10 protein-coding genes are annotated in these 19,652 nt (G+C 47.3%); 6 read left to right on the forward strand and 4 right to left on the reverse strand.

All coding sequences use genetic code 11. The features are described from left to right. Window positions 1-24 precede the first annotated feature (24 nt). The 4 genes from AACS80_RS13120 to metG form a co-directional block, all read right to left on the reverse strand. Entirely contained in the window at window positions 25-3,672 is a 3,648-nt protein-coding gene (locus AACS80_RS13120) for a DUF4132 domain-containing protein (protein WP_135410159.1), read from the reverse strand. 9 nt (window positions 3,673-3,681) lie between these two features. Then, a complete protein-coding gene (locus AACS80_RS13125; RefSeq protein WP_138183815.1) occupies window positions 3,682-6,714 on the reverse strand; it encodes a DUF4132 domain-containing protein in 3,033 nt (1,010 codons plus the stop codon). 12 nt (window positions 6,715-6,726) lie between these two features. Continuing rightward, window positions 6,727-10,527, reverse strand: a complete 3,801-nt coding sequence (locus AACS80_RS23980; protein WP_138183816.1) for a DUF4132 domain-containing protein — start codon at window positions 10,525-10,527, stop codon at window positions 6,727-6,729. A gap of 140 nt (window positions 10,528-10,667) precedes the next feature. After that, on the reverse strand, window positions 10,668-12,701 hold the full coding sequence (gene metG / locus AACS80_RS13140) for a methionine--tRNA ligase (protein ID WP_135410158.1): 2,034 nt from the start codon (window positions 12,699-12,701) through the stop codon (window positions 10,668-10,670). Between the two features lie 167 nt (window positions 12,702-12,868). On the opposite strand from metG, the gene apbC reads away from it, so the two are divergent. The 6 genes from apbC (at window position 12,869) to AACS80_RS13170 (ending at window position 19,646) form a co-directional block, all read left to right on the forward strand. After that, window positions 12,869-13,978 (forward strand): iron-sulfur cluster carrier protein ApbC, encoded by a 1,110-nt coding sequence (apbC, locus tag AACS80_RS13145; RefSeq protein ID WP_130207002.1) that lies wholly within the window; start codon window positions 12,869-12,871, stop codon window positions 13,976-13,978. Between the two features lie 259 nt (window positions 13,979-14,237). Then, window positions 14,238-14,519 (forward strand): DUF2574 family protein, encoded by a 282-nt coding sequence (locus tag AACS80_RS13150; protein WP_130207000.1) that lies wholly within the window; start codon window positions 14,238-14,240, stop codon window positions 14,517-14,519. A 281-nt stretch (window positions 14,520-14,800) separates the two neighbouring features. Further along, window positions 14,801-15,343: a fimbrial protein gene (locus AACS80_RS13155; RefSeq protein WP_135410157.1), complete on the forward strand. Its 543-nt coding sequence runs from the start codon at window positions 14,801-14,803 to the stop codon at window positions 15,341-15,343. Window positions 15,344-15,430: 87 nt separating this feature from the next. Further along, the gene (locus AACS80_RS13160) at window positions 15,431-16,105 is read left to right on the forward strand and encodes a fimbria/pilus periplasmic chaperone (protein WP_138183817.1); all 675 of its coding nucleotides are present in this window, start codon (window positions 15,431-15,433) and stop codon (window positions 16,103-16,105) included. 15 nt (window positions 16,106-16,120) lie between these two features. Next, on the forward strand, window positions 16,121-18,601 hold the full coding sequence (locus tag AACS80_RS13165; RefSeq protein ID WP_138183818.1) for a fimbrial biogenesis outer membrane usher protein: 2,481 nt from the start codon (window positions 16,121-16,123) through the stop codon (window positions 18,599-18,601). Between the two features lie 10 nt (window positions 18,602-18,611). After that, on the forward strand, window positions 18,612-19,646 hold the full coding sequence (locus AACS80_RS13170) for a fimbrial protein (RefSeq protein WP_138183846.1): 1,035 nt from the start codon (window positions 18,612-18,614) through the stop codon (window positions 19,644-19,646). Window positions 19,647-19,652: the final 6 nt, after the last annotated feature.

Genomic DNA, 19,652 nt, shown 5'->3' on the forward strand with positions numbered 1-19,652 from the left:
AGTTGCATCACTGCCCGCTGTGTGTCAGTGGAAAATGACATCTGGCGTACTTAACGCCTCACTTAAATCAAACGTATCGAGTTCGGCAAAAGTGACGGATTTATTGTCACGGTACACCCGAAGAGAATGGAAGCTCATCAGCGCTTTGCTATCAGCACTGTAGTGGTTAAAACCGGGTGAAAACTTAAGGACCAGCCGGTACGCGCCCAGGTCATAGACAAATGCGTCCTCATAGCCTGACTCCCAGCCTTTGTATCGCATTCCCATAAGTTGCCCAACGGTAGCGGATTTACCTTCCCAGCGAGTCAGGCTGTTACTGGCTGACTCGTCAGGTGTGAGCAGTACCGTGTGCCGCGCCAACTGGCGAAAAGGCGGCATAATTTCGTAATCGGCAAAAAGCTGTGCAAATTCACTGCGCATTTCTGCTGTCATTTCTAACGGGTGGGCAATGCCAATCAGAGCATCGGCAGGCAGGTCAATTGGCTCATCTTGCGCATTGCAGAACTCCCCCTCTGCGGCCACACGAAAGGCGTTGAGTAAACGTCGCGGTTCATTTGCCAGATAAACGCCCCATATCAGTCGCTGGCTAACCAGGCGGGTAAAGGGATGATTAACAAAGAGAGAATGAAAATCTGCCAGCGACCAGCGGCGGGTGGTGCGTAGGGCCGTTTCAAGACGCGGGAGCAGGTTTTTGCTCACCTGAGTGGCATCTTTTTTTAGTCCTTTTAGTCGGGCCAGTGCATCGGATGCTTTTAGTTGGTCGTCATCGGCGCGCAACCGGGGAACACTTTTCTGGCGAACGTTTTGCTGATCGTAGATAACCGGGTTGAGGTTTTCATCGAAGCGAACGGTAAACTGCCGGGGACCAAAATCAAAAATCAACGCCTGCGGATCATCAAGGCCCAGTGATGGGACTAATCTGTCCGCTAACTCTTCCTGGCTTAGCCCGCGATTTTCTGCGACCACCTGAAGGAATTCCGCCGCGTTATCACGTAAGGGGCGGGATTTCGCCCGTTGTGATATATGATGTAGCTGTATCAGCGCCATATCATTATTCATCAGGGTAAGTATATTCAGACCACTGACAGCACGGGCAGATTTGCCTTCCTGTGGCCAGGCGAGGATCTGTGTCGTCAGATCACGTGCCGTGCTTTCGTCGCCAAAGAGACTTAACGCCAGAAATGCCCAGTTGTCTTTTGCGGGGGCGCCAGCTTGTTGCCACGCGGTAAAGAGATCCCAGGCAAAAGTGGCCAGCGTTTGCGGTTGGCAGAACGTTTTCAGTTGTTCCAGCCCGCTATAAAAACGTCCACCCTGGGTAAAGCGCAGCATTTCGCCGATAATTTCCAGAACGTCATCGGTAACAGGCTGATTATTCGTGATAAGTCGCGGCCTGGACCACATTGCCGGATGCCAGAAATCAGGAGCTTTTGGAATGCGTGCCGGGTAAATCTCTATTGGACTCTGTCTAAGTAATTGCTCCAGGGCAGGCCATACATCTGTACGCTGCCAGCGGTTTGCCACGGTTTGCAGCAATTCGCCATATCCTTGTTCGTAAAGTAAACGCAGGGCAAGTAATGCGGCTTCACTGTTGTCGCTGGATTTGGTGAAGACAAGAGGGATGAGTGCAGTAGCCGTATGCTCTGGCCATTGTAAAATCCACTGGCGTGCCAGATTACGCTGGCCCGCAAAACGGTGCCAGACGCGGGCAACGGGCAGCGCCAGTTCTGTTGCGCCGAAATAAATCAGCAGCGGAAATATCTCTTTTGGATGTCGGGCAAAGGCGGTGTTTAATCCAGGCAAAGCATCGGTACCCAGCACACTTAACAGATATTCCACCCCGGTGTAATGAAAATCAGCCTCAACAATTTGTTGCCAGCACGATACCGCCATTTCGCGCGGCATCTGCGCGATAAGGTACAGATTCCAAATCCCCCAACGCTTTTCATTACCATAGTAAAATCCGTGCTGAAAAGTTCGCCACCCTCCCATCAATGCAATGCTATCTTGTGCAAGTAATGATTTGGTGGCTTCTTCCCGGTACTGTTTAGATTTGGCCTGATGCGCGTGATAAGTACGCAATAGTCCTATTGATGTGTATTCTTGCAGTTGCTGAGCATCAAAGGCATCCAACTGTCCATTAAGAAGACACTTATTAAATTTCAGGCTATGAACGTCAAAACCTAATTCCCGCAAGAAGGTATCCGCCCCTCTGTTAGCAAGACGTTCGTCAAAAGACATGGCGCTAAAATGGTCAATTGCAGCTTGCTGCTCCGGCGTCCAGTGTTTATTCGGCGACCTGTACGTTTGCGGTGCAAGCGTAAGATCAGGCAGCGAAAAGTGAGTTATGGAAGTCTTTTTCTTCCTCCCACGCCACGGTGGTGAAACGAGGATTTCAGGCAGATTGCTGTTATCGGTGCTATCAATAACCGGTTTGGGCTGTGCCGATAAATAACTCTTCAGCACTGTCCGGGCTTGAATACTTAACCATGGCATGACGTCTTCTGCCAGTTGTGGCAGCGATGCCATCAGCGTTTGTAACAGCGTACGCCAGTATTCATCTCGAGCTTTTTGCTGTGCAGGCAGCTTTTTGTCTTCGATGATTGGATAACCAGGGCGCGCAGGTGGTTCTTTTAACGCCAGCAGTTCTGCCAGTGCGGCGAGTGTTGCATGGGGGAAATTTTTACTAAATTTAGCAACACGTTGCAGGCTGGGTTTATTTTTATCGGCAACTAGTAGCAAAGTGCGGATGACCTGCGGATGGTTAATTTGCACCAGCAAGCTGCCGCAATCTTCTTTATGCGCATACATCGCGAGGCGCGGAACGGCTGCCAATCCTTGTTCGCGCAAAAGGGCGGCGCAGGCCGCGTAGCCGAAGCGGTTTTCATGCGACATGTAGCTGGCTTCGCGATCGCAAAAGATGTCCAGGACCCAGAAACGTTCAAGTTTCGTTATCGCTTTAGGGTCAGTCGCTACGACTTTTAACCATTCCTTAGAATGAAAATGAGTCCACTGGCTTTCAACACTTACGAGTTCATTAGCAATTTCTGGTTTTTCCGGCAACACCAGCGCAATAAAAGGACGGCGAACTTTGGGTATTCCTGGCAGTGCGGCAATGAGTTTGTCGGCGCAACGTTGCCAGCAGCTTTCTTCCGCCAGGGAAAGGTGTTTACGCAGTCGCAGATCGAAATCGTTATAGGTTTCTGAGCGATAGCCATAACTCTGGTCATCAGTCACCGTCATTAAATGCACTATTAATGGATCAGTACGGTAGCCCTGCGCAATACTCTGACGGGCTATCACTACATCCGTCGTATATTCCAGCCCTTCTTTTTGGACGATTTCATCCAGCAACTGCTCACTGTCATTGTTTGCGATACAGATCAGTGCCGCCATTGTAAAGGGAGATACTGACGGCTTATGCTCGCCGAGCAGCGCGATTGCTTGTCTGATGGGGGCGTGCCACTCAGCTGAACAGTGCTCATATTGCCAGTTAATATTTTCTTTGCTGCCTCCACGTAGCAGAAGTTCATCACCCAGTGTCTGGATGAGGCTTTCAGTGATAACAGGCACCTGTTCTCCCGGCCAGCGACGATGGCTGAGTGGTGTTTTGCCTTTTTTATATTTCAGTTCCAGTTGTGCGTTATCCGCCAGCCACGGTAGTTCCTTGCTCATGTGCTTTCCTTATTCAAACAGAGCTTCAATATCGTTAATGAACTCGCTGGCGGTGATGTCATCGAGTACGGAGAACTGCGCTTCCTGAGTTGAATTACTTCCCCAGCCATAATTCTCTGCTTTTCCATCCCATAGCCACAGTTTGCTTAAGAGTTGCTCGGCACTGAGTTCGGCTGGTGACATGCCTACCGCAAAACCTTCATCGATTTCCATGATTAACGACCAGCCCCCCAGGGGTTTGATCATCCAGCCGATCCAGCCAGCATCCTGCGGCTCGCCACGCACCCAGCCTTTATTCGCCAGTCCCATGACCCGACCGCTCGGGCATTTTCTGCCCGCCCAGCGGGTCAATTCGCTGGCATTGAGCTCGGTTTCTGTCAGGGCGTAACTGTTACGGTCGAGCTGGCGGAACGGTGGTAGCAGTTCGTAGTCGGCAAAAAGCTGACCAAAGGCGGCAGCATCCGTCGGTGATATTTCCAGAACGTGAGGAATACCAATAGAGATATCGCCTTCCGGCAAAGTGAAAAGGTCATCGTCAGCGGTGCTGTAGCTGTTATCTTCAGCCACGCGAAAGCAAGCCAGTAGCTGGTTGTCGGCGCTATAAACGCCCCAAATCAGACGGCGGGTTAAGTGGCGGACCAGTGGATGTTCAACCAGGAAGAGTTGAAAGTTTTCAGCCGACCAGCGGCGGCGCAGGCACATGGCGGATTCCAGCCTTGCCACCTGCTGGGCAGCAACGGTCCGCGCGTCTTTTTTCAGCAATTTGTAGCGGTTAACAGCCACGTTCGCCAGTGAGTCATCATCGCTTTTATTCGGTTTAGGTAAGTCTTTCAGGCGGCTGCCGGAAACATCGCGCACAAACGGTTTTAAGGTTTCATCAAAGCTGACGGTGAACTGACGTGGGCCAAAATCCAGCAGTAGCGAACCGTTATCATCCAGACCGAGATCGGGCGCTAACCGGTCTTCAAGCTCCGCGACCGTGAGTTCGCGGCTCTCGGCAATGTCGGCAATTTTCTCTTTTGCTCGCTCCTGTAATGCTTTGAATTTCAGTTTCTGGGCGATGCCGTTAAGCTGCATCAGGGCGATATCACTGCCGATAGCAGCGAGGATATCAAGCCCGACGGTAGCGCGTTTGTGCTGGGATTCGCCAGGCCAGGCGCGGATTAATGGCGTCAGTTTGCGGGCGGTGTCATCGTTGCCGAGAACACCTAACGCAGTGAACGCCCAGCTCTCTTTCGACGGTGCTCCCGCAGTCAGCCAGGCGGTAAACAGATCCCAGGCAAATCCAGCCAGTGAGTCGGCGGTACAGGCGTCTTTCACCTGCAATAATCCCGGATACAGCGCCTCTTCCTGAGGGAAGCGGAGCATTTCACCGAGGTGGAGGAGGGCGTTATCTGGAAGTACCTTGCTGCTATTTTTGAGTTTCGGGCGTGTCCATAATGAGGGTTGATAAAACAACGGCAAAGCGGGTATTTTCGCCGGGTATTTACCCATAGGACTGTTGTCGTTATTTTTATTTGGCGTTGCCCAGGGCGGCGAGACTAATATCATTGGTAGCATTTCTGAGTTTGCAAAATCTTCATTGCGACTATTCAGCAATTGCTGGCATTGTTGCACTAAGTCCGCAGCGTATGGCGATAACCTCATGACTAATTTTTCGGCCAATAAAGGATTTGCATTGAGTAATGAAACCAGCAATGTATGTTTGCGTTTATCATCTTTTTTTACTAATGCTTCGGCTAATGCTGCTATTGTGGCAGAAGGAAAATTTTCGGCACTTTTTATCAGTCGTTCATAACAACGTTTATTATTATCGGCGGCTTCTATAAGGGCAGAAACAGCCAGGGGATGATTGACCCATGTAAGTACATCGCCGCAACTGTCATGTTGAGCATAGGGAACCAGGCGAGCTAATGCCGCTATGCCTTGTTCCCGTAATACTGTAGCTGACCAGCTGGTACCATAGATGTTAAATACATCAATATGTTGATAGTTTTCCAGTATTTCGAGCGTGAAGGCATCTGTCGCAACCAGTTTCAACATTTCCAGTTGTGGAACATCTGCGACCTGGTGCAATCGGTGTACGATCTCATGGGCCACTTCGGGTATTTCTGGCATTAAAATGGCAATTAACGGCTGGCGATAGAGTGATATATCTGGTAACGCAACGAGTAATTTTGCAATACAGTTATTCCAGACTTCCTCATCAGCCAGCGATAAATGTTTACGTAGACGGAAACTAAACTTGTCTCTATTCCTTCTATAACTGTCCTTGCTGTTATCTGCATGATTAATAAAGAAAGTTAAATGTTCATCTTTATAGTCAAAATCGAAATCAATTTGCCACCAGAAGATGACTGTTTCAGTCGCGTATTCAATACCGAACGTACTTACAATTTCATCCAGCAACTCGGATGAGGTTTCATCATTCCAGCTCTGACAAAAACAAATTTCCAGTAAGGTCAGCACCGCCATAGCACGTGCAGGTACCTCCAGCTTTTGAGCATTAATTAAGCTAATTGCCTGGTTAATCGCATCAGCCCATTCATCAGAGCATGAGCTGTAATCGAAAGTCAGATTTTTATAATAGTGATAAGTACGATTTGCCAGCCGGGAAATTAAATTTTGTTTCTCGGGTTTGGTCGTTTTTTTTACTGGTTCCCCAGGCCAAAGGCGGTGGCTGAGTGCATAGCGGGCAATATTCGGGGGAAGAATAATGGGATCGTTGTCTGCCAGCCAGGGTAAACCGTTAGTCGCAGCCTGATGATTTATTAAGGTTTTTTCCTCTGTGACGAGGATTTTCTTTGCTGAGGCGTCATGTGAGTGAGCGTTAGAGTCTACTTGCTCTACATATCCCTTCTTCACCTTCTCCGCAATCAGCTTCAGTTCCGCTTTTTCCGTCGCCGCAGCATCTGCAAAGCTTTTTACCTGGCTTTGCCCGTTGGTACCGACTTTACCCCAACTAATATGCAGCTCGTTGTCTTGCTGCTCAACCGCCCAGAATTTGTGTGATTTTTCGTCCTGATAGATATAGGTTTTCATTGCAAAGTCCTTTTAATCAAACAGTGATTCGATGTCGTTAATCAGCTCGCTGGCGGTGATATCGTCGAGCACGGAGAAAGTGGGGGAGGATTGTTTACCGTAGCGATCATAAGAGGCAGTGATTTTTACGCTTTCGACAGGCAGCAGGTCGCTATACCCCGTTTCGCCATAAATTAATGAAAAATGTTCTGTTTCAAGTTCGAGAGCGCCATAAGGGGTAGATTTGCGCATCGCATAGATGCTGCCGCTTTCTTCCAGACGTTGCCAGCCTCTGCGTTCCAGCCCGACAATGCATCCGGCCTGGCAGAGACGTCCGTCCCAGCGTGACAATTCATGGACATTACGCTCGTTATCAGCAAGGTGGTAACTACCACGATCGAGCTGTTGGAAAGGGGGAAGCAGTTCGTAATCAGCATAAATTTGCCTGAATGCAGCGGCGGATTCAGGGGGGATTTCCAGCACATGCGGAATACCGATGTTTCCTGCTGGCAGCGTGAATAGCTCATCCTGCGCATCGCTGTAAGTGCTGTCTTCTGCGACCCGGAAGCAGGCAATCAGCGTGTTTTCCTCAGTATATACCCCCCATAACAGCCGTCGGGTTAAGTGACGTACCAGCGGATGCTCCACCAGAAACAGGCGGAACTGCTCTGCCGTCCAGCGTCTGCGCTGGCACATAGCCTGTTCCAGACGGGTAATTTGCTGGCTGGCGATAGCACGAACATCTTTTTTCAACTGTTTGAAGAGATTAACTGCGTCAGTTGCCAGTGTTTTATCATCGCTCTGGTTTGGCTTAGGTAAATCTTTCAGGACGTTGCCGTTTGCATCGCACACTACAGGTTTTAAGGTTTCGTCAAAACCAACGGTGAATTTGCGGGGGCCGAAATCAAGTATCAGCGAGCCGTTGATATCAAGCCCTAAATCCGGTGCCAGGCGGTCTTCCAGTTCGGCCATTGTCAGTCCGCGATTTTCGGCGACCATATTGATTCTGTCGCTGGCATGTTCCTGTAATGCAACGAATTTAATCTTTTGCGCAATGCCATTAAGCAACATTAGCGCAATGTCGCTACCGATACTGGCTAACACATCCAGCCCGTAAACCGCCCGTTTATGCTGGGATTCCCCAGGCCAGGCACGGATAAGCGGGGTTAATTTACGCGCGGTGTCGTCATTGCCTAAAATCCCAAGCGAAGTAAATGCCCAGTTTTCTTTTGCGGGAGCGCCAGCCTCCGTCCAGGCGGTATACAGATCCCAGCCAAAGTCAGCCAGTGATTCGCGGGTGAAGGTCTCTTTGATGATCGCCAGCCCAGCGTAGGAGGTAATGTCGCGTGGAAAGCTCAACATTGTGCCGAGGTGGCGCATAGCGTCATCGGATAGAGGCAGGTTATTACTTTTCAGCCGTGGCCTGCGCCATAAGGTGAACTCATAAAAACCGGGCAGTGGGGCGATTTTTGCGGGATATTCTTCCAGCGGGTCGCTATCAAATAATGTTGCCAGCGCAGTTAAAACATCAGGTTGATTATAGCCTTGCGCGATTTCCTCAATCGTTTCTCGCTGGTTTAATTTCACTAGCAGGCGGAGCGCCTGGCGAGCACAATCACGATCTTTTCCCTGTTTGCCCAGTGCCACAGGCAGTAGCCCGGCGGCGGCATGGCGTGGGTAATCAGTTAGCCAGTTTCGCGCATCTTCATAAGACATTTTTTTCTGTAGCTGTTGCGCCATCGGTAAGGCCAGGTCATTGACACCAAGGAAAAAGGTGAAGAAGCACAGGCGTCGTGGATCACGTTGCAGGCAGGTCATAAATGCAGGAATGGCGGCACTACCAAAAATTGCCAGAATATTTCCCTCACCAGAGTAGTTATCTTCTTTGACTATCTGGTTAAGAAAAGAAATGGCCTGTTGACCAGGTAGATAACAGAGGGCAATGAGATTCCAGCTTTTGTAAGCACTGTTATGGTATTGCGCAAATTCAGCATTGAGTGCTGGAAAATCGAAGCGTAGCAGGGCATCAACGGCACTTTGTGGCGCCGGAATTTTTTCGTATGTTTTTTCTCCGCTCTCCCGCCATTTGTCAAAACCAAGATGCCACAGAATTTGCTGTTCTGGCGTAAGGGGGACTAAGTGAGTCTCCCAGCTTGCTTTTTCCATCGGCGGCAGGTCAGTAAACAATGTTTGTTTTGTTGCCTGCTGTTGGGCTATTTGCTGGAAGCGGGTGACAAGGTATGTACGGGTTAGTCTTTTGGCAATCTCGGGAGTGATATCCGAAACAGAAGGAACTGGGAGCACAGGAAGATCAAACCCCGGCGTATTTTTCTTTTTCTCTTTGGTCATCCAGGGGGGCGAAACAAGCAATTGTGGCAACATATCCACAGTGGCATATTCACATACTTCAGCTACTGGCTGCGGACGACATTCAGATAAGATGCCAGCGGCTTTGACATTCACCCAGGGAATGACGTCGCATACTAACTCTGGCGTGGCGGTAATCAGTTTGATAAGCGCTTTACGCCAGTCTTTATCTTCATGTATTGCCAGCAAAGTTGCATAAGCGGCAATAGCCGCAGCGGGATGTTTGTGACAAGCTTTGCTTAAGTATTCCAGGTGCTTTTTCTTGCCAATTACACCGAGGATCAGAATTTGAATCGCATCCGGGTGATTCGTTTTCCATAGCCATTTGACAAGATCTTCAGTCTCGCTGATGCGCTCGAAGAGATAAGTGGGATTGTCAGAATGGTCTTCTGTTAACTCAAGAAGTATCCGACTTACACCGCGCACCCCATTATTTGCCAGCAACATTGCCAGATAAGCGCGAAAATCACGATATAACGGTGGGAAATCGTATTTTTCTGCTGTAGTCAGAGCGGCGTCATCGGTTACCACCAGTCTTAACCAGGTCATCGCCGGAACGTTTTGGTCTGCATAGCGTAGAGCCATAGCATTGGCGATATCCGGGCGTTCAGGGAGCAGTAACGCCGCAAAAGGTTGCCGTGCGGGGGAGAGCGAGGGAATAGCCGCAAGTACTTTATCTACACAGCGTTGCCACTCATCTTCTGAAGCGAGTGAAAGATGATGACATAGACGTTGATGCCAGTTCGGTAGTGATTCTGCTTCGTGAGCTGGAGGAATAATGGTCGTGACGACGCCTTTTACTGATTTATATTTTAGTTGAAGAGCGAGAAGGGCAATTTCAACGGCACTTTCCAGACCACAGCGAATGACTAAGTCATCGACCAGTTCATCTGCAGAGTAAGAGTTCCTAAAGTGCCAGAGTAATGCTGCGTCAGACTGCGCACTCCCTGTCTGTAGATTATCCCGGATTCGCAACTGTAATTCGGCAAACGCCTGCTTCCAGTTTTCCGGATAAGAACTGTAGTATTGTTTTAAATCATATGCATTGGTGTTATCTGCAATACGCTTCCATATCTCTCCTTTATTGCGCGGATAATTAATTTCTCTTGGCCTGCGGCGATAAGGAAAAGCAAATCGATTAATATCGTCAGTTACCGGAATGACTGCATCATCAGCCAGCCATGGGCGTTTATTTTGACTCACAGGGGGAGTTTTAACTTCAGGAGTGGCTTTGGTGACTGGAGGGATATATACGTTTGCCGAATCGCCTTCCACATAGCTTTTTTTCGTTTTCTCTGCGATCAGCTTCTGTTCCGCTTTTGCCGCCGCAGCAGCATCAGCAAAACTTTTTACCTGGCTTTGCCCGTTGGTGCCGACTTTGCCCCAACTGATATGCAACTCGTTGCCTTGCTGCTCCACCGCCCAGAATTTATGTGATTTTTCGTCCTGATAGATAAAGTGTCTCATTCTGCATCCCTGTAATTTTATCCAGTTGAATGCAGATGCTACCAGTATTTATGCGGGTTAGAGAGAGACAAAATCGCAAGAAAACAACTTTAGGAATTTATAAAGAAAAGGCGCTGTCGATGCAGCGCCTTGAAGGAGGATTATTTCACCTGATGGCCTGGTTTAGCACCAGCATCCGGGCTTAACAGGAAGATATCTTTCCCGCCAGGACCAGCAGCCATTACCATGCCTTCGGAGATACCAAAGCGCATTTTACGTGGTGCCAGGTTGGCCACCATAATGGTGTGACGACCAATCAGTGCCTGCGGATCCGGGTAAGCAGAACGAATGCCGGAGAAGACATTACGTTTTTCGCCGCCGAGATCCAGCGTCAGGCGCAGCAGTTTGTCAGAACCTTCAACAAACTCTGCGTTTTCAATCAGCGCCACGCGCAGGTCAACTTTGGCGAAGTCGTCAAAGGTGATGGTTTCCTGAATCGGATCATCTGCCAGCGGGCCAGTAACTGGTGCAGCAGTGGCTTTTACTTCCTCTTTGGATGCTTCCACCAGTGCTTCAACCTGTTTCATGTCGATGCGGTTATACAGCGCCTTGAACGGATTCACTTTATGGCCAAGCAGCGGTTGCTGGATACCATCCCAGGTCAGTTCCGTATTCAGGAATGCTTCTGCACGCTCGGTCAGTTTCGGCAGTACCGGCTTCAGGTAAGTCATCAGCACGCGGAACAGGTTGATGCCCATTGAGCAAATCGCCTGCAGGTCAGCATCGCGACCTTCCTGTTTTGCGACTACCCACGGAGCCTGTTCATCGACATAGCGGTTAGCCAGGTCAGCCAGCGCCATGATTTCGCGCACTGCTTTACCAAATTCGCGGCTTTCCCACGCTTCGCCAATCACTTCAGCGGCATCGGTAAAGGTTTTGTACAGCTCAGGGTCAGCCAGCTCGCTTGCCAGCACACCGTCAAAACGCTTGTTGATAAAGCCCGCATTACGGGAGGCCAGGTTAACCACTTTGTTCACGATATCGGCATTCACACGCTGAACGAAATCTTCCAGGTTGAGATCGATATCATCAATGCGCGAAGAGAGTTTCGCAGTGTAGTAGTAACGCAGGCTGTCGGCGTCAAAATGATTCAGCCAGGTGCTGGCTTTAATAAAGGTGCCGCGAGACTTGGACATTTTCGCGCCGTTCACTGTCACATAGCCGTGAACAAACAGGTTGGTCGGCTTGCGGAAGTTGCTACCTTCCAGCATGGCAGGCCAGAACAGGCTGTGGAAGTAAACAATATCTTTACCGATGAAGTGGTACAGCTCGGCAGTGGAATCTTTCTTCCAGTATTCATCGAAGCTTACGCTGTCGCCGCGCTTGTCGCACAGATTCTTGAAGGAACCCATGTAGCCAATCGGCGCGTCCAGCCAGACGTAGAAGTATTTGCCCGGTGCGTTCGGAATTTCAAAACCGAAGTAAGGCGCATCGCGGGAGATATCCCATTGTTGCAGGCCGGATTCAAACCATTCCTGCATTTTGTTTGCCACCTGCTCCTGCAACGCGCCGCTGCGAGTCCACGCCTGCAACATTTCGCTGAAAGAGGGCAGATCAAAGAAGAAGTGTTCGGAATCACGCATTACCGGCGTAGCGCCAGAAACCACCGATTTCGGCTCGATCAGTTCAGTCGGGCTGTAAGTCGCGCCGCAGACTTCACAGTTATCGCCGTATTGATCCGGTGCTTTACATTTCGGGCAGGTGCCTTTTACAAAACGGTCCGGCAGGAACATGCCTTTTTCCGGATCGTACAGTTGAGAGATGGTGCGGTTTTTAATAAAACCGTTCTCTTTCAGGCGGCTGTATATAAGCTCCGACAGCTGACGGTTCTCTTCGCTGTGCGTAGAGTGGTAATTGTCGTAGCTGATGTTAAAGCCTGCGAAATCAGTCTGATGCTCCTGACTCATTTCGCCAATCATCTGCTCCGGTGTGATACCAAGTTGCTGGGCTTTCAGCATGATTGGCGTACCGTGGGCATCGTCGGCGCAGATGAAGTTGACCTCGTGGCCGCGCATTCGCTGGTAACGGACCCAGACATCAGCCTGGATGTGCTCCAGCATATGGCCGAGGTGGATTGAGCCGTTGGCGTACGGCAGTGCGCACGTTACCAGAATTTTCTTCGCGACTTGAGTCATAGTAGGCATTACTTCTTTGTAGTGAAAAGGGCTTAGATAGTACCAAATGGGGCATGGTTACGTAAGTCCTGTGCAAGCATCTTATGATGCATTATTAGGTAAGTACTTAGCTGTTAACTTCAGGTAAACTAATAGCGATAAGTTATCTTTATAAATAAGGAGTCGGGATGAACGAACAATCCCAGGCCAAATCACCAGAAGCCCTGCGCGCAATGGTCGCCGGGACACTGGCCAATTTTCAGCACCCAACCCTCAAGCATAACCTCACTACGCTAAAAGCGTTGCACCATGTTGCCTGGATGGACGACACGTTGCATGTGGAACTGGTTATGCCGTTTGTCTGGCATAGTGCGTTTGAAGAGTTAAAAGAGCAATGTAGCGCCGAATTGCTGCGTATCACTGGGGCGAAAGCTATCGACTGGAAATTATCGCATAACATCGCCACTCTGAAACGCGTGAAGAATCAGCCGGGTATTAATGGCGTGAAGAACATTATTGCAGTCAGTTCCGGTAAGGGCGGCGTGGGTAAATCCTCCACGGCGGTAAACCTGGCGCTGGCACTGGCGGCAGAAGGGGCGAAAGTTGGTATTCTGGATGCCGATATCTACGGCCCATCAATCCCAACCATGCTGGGGGCGGAAAATCAGCGTCCAACCTCGCCGGATGGTACTCACATGGCACCGATTATGTCTCATGGCCTGGCAACCAATTCAATTGGTTATCTGGTCACTGACGATAACGCGATGGTATGGCGTGGTCCAATGGCCAGCAAGGCGCTAATGCAGATGTTGCAAGAAACCTTATGGCCAGACCTCGACTATCTGGTGCTCGACATGCCGCCAGGAACTGGTGACATTCAGCTGACGCTGGCGCAGAACATTCCGGTAACCGGTGCTGTCGTGGTCACCACCCCGCAGGATATCGCGCTGATTGATGCCAAAAAAGGCATCGTGATGTTTGAAAAGGTCGAAGTTCCTGTGCTCGGTATTGTCGAGAACATGAGTGTGCATATTTGCAGTAACTGTGGTCACCACGAGCCGATTTTCGGCACTGGCGGCGCAGAGAAACTGGCAGAGAAATACCACACGCAACTGCTGGGGCAGATGCCGTTACACATCTCCTTACGTGAAGATCTCGATAAAGGCACGCCAACGGTTATCAGCCGTCCGGAGAGCGAATTTACCGCTATCTACCGCCAGCTGGCAGACCGTGTTGCAGCCCAGCTTTACTGGCAGGGCGAAGTCATCCCTGGCGAGATTGCCTTTCGCGCCGTATAACGCGTATTAACCTTTCTGGTTATTCTTCATTCACCGCATCAATGTTAAATTGATGCGGTGAATTTTTTTGCAGCCTTAATAACCACTTTTTTAATGCTGCGAATATTCAGCGGATCTTAGTCCGAAACTGTACAAAGGCGATTGATTGTGCAAGCACTGTCTCTTTATCATCCCTCGTGGCTGTGTAGCGGATGTACAGCTATAGTTTGTTATGCACTCAATCTACCCGGCATAACCTTTACTACAGGGATAACGTTCAATGAATAAGTATTGGTTGTCAGGAGTTTTTTTTCTTGCTTATGGACTAGCATCACCCGCGTTCTCTTCTGATACTGCAACATTAACCATCAATGGCAGGATTAGTTCCCCTACATGCAGTATGGATGTTGTTAATAATCATCTTCAGCAACGTTGTGGGCGGTTGTTACAACGAGTTGAAGCCAACTATCGTGCATCTTCTACTGCAAAAGGCGTTACGACAGAAGTGGTTGCAGTGGGTAATAATGACAAACGCAAAATCGTGTTAAATCGTTACGATTAATTTGGCAACACCGCGTTAAGCATATTTAGAAAGCCAAAATCATTTCCGTGAATGATTTTGGCTTTTTTATTTATTTAATAAATGTTATTTGCGGTAATTAATCAGTTTCAAAAATGTTTATTATAGCGAATTATTTGTTGTAATTATATTGCATTGGTTAATTTGTTTTAAATCAACAAAACAATATGTTTACATTGCGGCAACCTTTTGGGTGTGAGAAATTTGTTTCCAAGAGATACAGACTCTTAACAAAACAAAATAAACTTATTAAGGAATGCATCATGAAAAATTCAATTATTGCTGCCGCTGTCTTATCCTCTGTATTTATGAGTGCTGGTATTTTCGCTGCTGAAGTAGATACCGGAACTTTAACCATTAAAGGTAATATTGCTGAATCCCCATGTACATTTGTCGCTGGTGGTGATTCAGTCAGTATTAATATGCCGACTGTACCAACCACTGTATTTGATGGTAAAGCGAAATATTCAACTTATGATAACGCGGTTGGTGTAACCAGCAGTATGCTGAAAATTTCTTGTCCGAAGACTATTGATGGCGTAAAACTTTCATTGATCACCAACGAGAAAATTCTTGGTAATGATAAGGCGATATCCAGTAGTAATGACACCGTTGGATACTATCTCTATTTGGGTGATAGCAGTGAAGTACTGGATATTTCCGCACCATTTAATATTGAAAGTTATAAAACTGCTGATGGACAATATGCCATACCGTTTAAGGCAAAATATCTGAAGTTGACTGACAGTAGTGTTGCATCTGGTACTGTTAACTCTTCATTGGTTATGCGTGTTGCCCAGGATTAAACATTTAAAATAATCATCTTATTTTTTCAGCAAATTAAAATGGCCGCCATGTTCATGGCGGTCAGCATAAATATAAGAGGCATTAAGATGAAAGGATTATTATCTTTACTCATCTCTTCTATAATATTTCCTGCGCATGCCGGAATGGTTATTTTCGGGACACGTATCATTTACCCGGCAGAGCAGAAAGAAGTCATGGTACAACTGATGAATCAGGGAAACCGCTCTTCGCTGGTGCAGACGTGGATTGATGATGGTGACACGTCTCTGCCGCCAGAAAAGATTCAGGTTCCTTTCATGTTAACGCCACCAGTAGTGAAAGTAGCGGCCAATTCCGGGCAACAAATAAAAATTAAAATCATGCCTAATAAATTACCTGTTAATAAGGAGAGTATTTTCTATCTAAACGTTCTGGATATTCCACCGAATAGCCCAGAAGATGAAGGAAAGAATGCGTTAAAATTTGCCATGCAAAATAGAATCAAGTTGTTTTACCGGCCTGCAGGTGTAGCTCCAGTAAATAAAACAACTTTTAAAAAACTGCGAGTGAGTCGTAGCGGTAATAACGTAGTCATAAAAAATGACTCGCCAAATTGGGTAACGATTTCTGACGTTAAGGCTAATAACGTCAAAGTGAATTATGAAACTATCATGATTGCACCACTAGAAAGTCAGAATGTCAGTGTAAAAAATAATAATACGGATAGTTGGCAACTGACCATTATCGATGATCACGGCAACTATATTAGTGACAAAATTTAATTGCAGGAGCTTCCTATGTTGAGAATGACCCCGCTTGCATCAGCAATAGTCGCGTTATTGCTCGGCATTGAAGCACATGCAACAGAAGAAACCTTTGACACCCATTTTATGATGGGAGGAATGAAAGGTGAGCAAGTAACAAATTTGCGTCTTGATGATAATCAGCCTTTACCCGGCCAGTATGACATTGATATTTATGTCAATAAGCAATGGCGTGGAAAATATGAGATTATCGTAAAAGATAATCCAGATGAAACTTGCCTGACGCGTGAAATTGTAAAGCGGTTAGGTATAAATAGCGATAATTTCGCACGCGACAAACAATGTTTAACATTTGAGCAACTTGTACAGGGTGGAAGCTACGCCTGGGATATTGGAATTTTTCGTTTGGATCTTGCTGTCCCGCAAGCCTGGGTCGAAGAACTGGAAAATGGTTACGTTCCACCAGAAAACTGGGAACGGGGAATTAATGCGTTTTATACGTCTTATTACGTAAGTCAGTATTACAGTGACTATAAAGCCTCGGGTAATAGTAAGAGTACCTATGTGCGTTTTAACAGTGGGCTAAATTTGCTGGGATGGCAGTTGCATTCTGATGCCAGTTTTAGCAAAACGGATAATAATCCAGGGGAGTGGAAGAGCAACACACTGTATCTGGAACGTGGATTTTCTCAAATTCTCGGTACGCTGCGTATTGGTGATATGTACACGTCAGCCGATATATTTGATTCCGTTCGCTTCAGCGGGGTTCGGTTATTTCGTGATATGCAGATGTTGCCAAACTCGAGGCAAAATTTTACCCCTCGGGTACAGGGGATTGCCCAGAGTAACGCGTTGGTAACTATTGAACAGAACGGTTTTGTCGTTTATCAGAAAGAGGTTCCACCTGGCCCGTTTTCGATTAGTGATTTGCAGTTAGCGGGCGGAGGTGCGGATCTTGATGTGAGTGTTAAGGAAGCCGATGGTTCTGTGACTACGTATCTGGTGCCTTATGCGGCAGTACCTAATATGCTGCAACCTGGCGTATCAAAATATGATTTTGCGGCGGGCCGTAGTCATATTGAAGGTGCGAGCAAGCAAAGTGATTTTGTCCAGGCAGGTTATCAGTATGGTTTTAATAATTTATTGACGCTGTATGGCGGCACGATGGTTGCTAATAATTACTATGCGTTTACCCTCGGAACAGGTTGGAACACGCGCATTGGCGCAATTTCAGTCGATGCAACTAAATCGCACAGTAAACAAGACAATGGTGATGTGTTTGACGGGCAAAGTTATCAAATTGCCTACAACAAATTTGTGAGCCAAACGTCGACGCGTTTTGGTCTGGCGGCCTGGCGTTATTCGTCGCGTGATTACCGCACGTTTAACGATTATGTGTGGGCAAATAATAAAGATAATTATCGTCGTGATAAAAACGATGTCTATGACATTGCCGATTATTACCAGAATGATTTTGGTCGCAAAAATAGTTTTTCCGCCAATATGAGTCAGTCATTGCCAGAAGGCTGGGGATCTGTGTCATTAAGTACTTTATGGCGTGATTACTGGGGGCGCAGTGGCAGTAGTAAAGATTATCAACTGAGTTATTCCAATAACTGGCGGCGGATAAGCTATACCCTCGCGGCAAGTCAGGCGTATGACGAGAACCACGCCGAAGAGAAACGTTTTAATATTTTTATATCGATTCCCTTTGACTGGGGTGATGACGTTACGACGTCGCGGCGGCAAATATATATGTCTAACTCAACGACCTTTGATGATCAGGGTTTTTCCTCAAATAATACCGGATTATCGGGAACCGTTGGTAATCGCGATCAGTTTAACTATGGGATCAACTTGAGCCATCAACACCAGGGAAATGAAACGACAGCTGGAGCGAATTTAACCTGGAACGCGCCGGTGGCAACAGTGAATGGCAGCTATAGTCAGTCGAGTACTTATCGACAGGCTGGAGCCAGTGTTTCAGGGGGCATTGTCGCCTGGTCGGGTGGCGTTAATCTGGCGAACCGTCTTTCCGAAACGTTTGCTGTGATGAAGGCGCCAGGAATTAAAGATGCTTATGTCAATGGGCAAAAATATCGCACAACAAACCGTAGTGGAGTGGTGGTATACGACGGAATGACACCTTATCGGGAAAATCACCTGATGCTGGATGTGTCGCAAAGCGATAGCGAAGCAGAATTGCGCGGTAACCGGAAAATTGCCGCACCTTATCGCGGCGCGGTTGTATTGGTTAATTTTGATACCGATCAGCGCAAGCCCTGGTTTATAAAAGCGTCAAGAGCGGATGGGCAACCATTAACGTTTGGTTATGAAGTCAATGATATCCACGGTCACAATATTGGTGTTGTCGGCCAGGGAAGTCAGATATTTATTCGCACTAATGACGTACCGCCATCGGTTAATGTGGCAATTGATAAGCAACAAGGGCTTTCATGCACAATCACCTTCGGTAAAGAGATTGATGAAAGTAAAAATTATATCTGTCGGTGAGAGGTGGAATATGATTTTCAGAAATGGAATGTTACTAATTTTTATTTTATGGGCTAATTTTACCTGGGCTGGATGTCGTACTACTGCATCATTAAATATTACTGATAGTATTAATGTGGGGGAGATTTTAGCGAATGAGGTTTCTTTTAGTAAAAGTGTTGTGTTTACTGGGATATCTTGTGATACGAGCACGGATAAAATAGTCTATAAAAATATCCAAAGTGATTGGGTTGAAGTTGGGCCTTTTGGTAATGGCGAAAAGTTAAAGGTTAAAATAGAGTCTTTAGGTAAACCCAGTGACACGATTGGGAAATCCAGCAATGCGCAGGCAGTATTACCCTATGTGGTTAAAATATCCAAAGGTACGCCTGATTTTACTGGAGAAAGAAAACCTACTTGGTTTCTTTCAGATACTGTGATTGCAAATATTGGCGGTGAGTCATCTACATCCATCGACTTTTGGTTGGGAATTTGTAAGACATTGAAGATTAACTGGTGTGTAAGTTATCTCACCAGTAAACTGGCGGGGGATACATTTACGCTTGGGTTAAGTATTTCCTATTATCCTAAAAATACGACCTGTAAGCCTGAAAACACAATAATAAAAGTAGATGATATTGCCTTGTCCCAGCTCAGAAGTCAGAGAAAGATTACGGCGAACAGTAAGGAAGGAATAATTACGTTGAAATGTGATAATCTTTTCGGCGACACAAAACAAGCATCGCGGAATATGGTCGTATATCTTTCTAGCAGTGATTTGGTTACAGGAAGTAATACAATTTTGCGTGGCAACATAGATAATGGTGTAGGATTTGTGTTGGATCTAAAAGAACCACCAAAAGGGACTGAAGCAGCCATCAAAATTTCTGCTAGCGGCGATCAGGGCGCGGCGACATCATTATGGAAAACAGATAAACCCGGGGCTTCTTTAAATAGTAATATTATTAATATACCTGTCCTGGCCAGTTACTATGTATATGATGAAAATAGAGTTAAATCTGGCGCACTGCAGGCAACCGCATTAATCAACGTGAAATACGACTAATAACAA

The sequence above is a fragment of the Escherichia sp. E4385 genome (assembly GCF_963883145.1).
In the GTDB taxonomy this organism is placed as follows: domain Bacteria; phylum Pseudomonadota; class Gammaproteobacteria; order Enterobacterales; family Enterobacteriaceae; genus Escherichia.

What these genes read in the sequence shown, in the direction of transcription:
- AACS80_RS13120 (WP_135410159.1), bottom strand. Translation starts at nt 3,672, where the DNA reads ATGAGCAAGGAACTACCGTGGCTGGCGGATAACGCACAACTGGAACTG.
- AACS80_RS13125 (WP_138183815.1), bottom strand. Translation starts at nt 6,714, where the DNA reads ATGAAAACCTATATCTATCAGGACGAAAAATCACACAAATTCTGGGCG.
- AACS80_RS23980 (WP_138183816.1), bottom strand. Translation starts at nt 10,527, where the DNA reads ATGAGACACTTTATCTATCAGGACGAAAAATCACATAAATTCTGGGCG.
- metG (WP_135410158.1), bottom strand. Translation starts at nt 12,701, where the DNA reads ATGACTCAAGTCGCGAAGAAAATTCTGGTAACGTGCGCACTGCCGTAC.
- apbC (WP_130207002.1), top strand. Translation starts at nt 12,869, where the DNA reads ATGAACGAACAATCCCAGGCCAAATCACCAGAAGCCCTGCGCGCAATG.
- AACS80_RS13150 (WP_130207000.1), top strand. Translation starts at nt 14,238, where the DNA reads ATGAATAAGTATTGGTTGTCAGGAGTTTTTTTTCTTGCTTATGGACTA.
- AACS80_RS13155 (WP_135410157.1), top strand. Translation starts at nt 14,801, where the DNA reads ATGAAAAATTCAATTATTGCTGCCGCTGTCTTATCCTCTGTATTTATG.
- AACS80_RS13160 (WP_138183817.1), top strand. Translation starts at nt 15,431, where the DNA reads ATGAAAGGATTATTATCTTTACTCATCTCTTCTATAATATTTCCTGCG.
- AACS80_RS13165 (WP_138183818.1), top strand. Translation starts at nt 16,121, where the DNA reads ATGTTGAGAATGACCCCGCTTGCATCAGCAATAGTCGCGTTATTGCTC.
- AACS80_RS13170 (WP_138183846.1), top strand. Translation starts at nt 18,612, where the DNA reads ATGATTTTCAGAAATGGAATGTTACTAATTTTTATTTTATGGGCTAAT.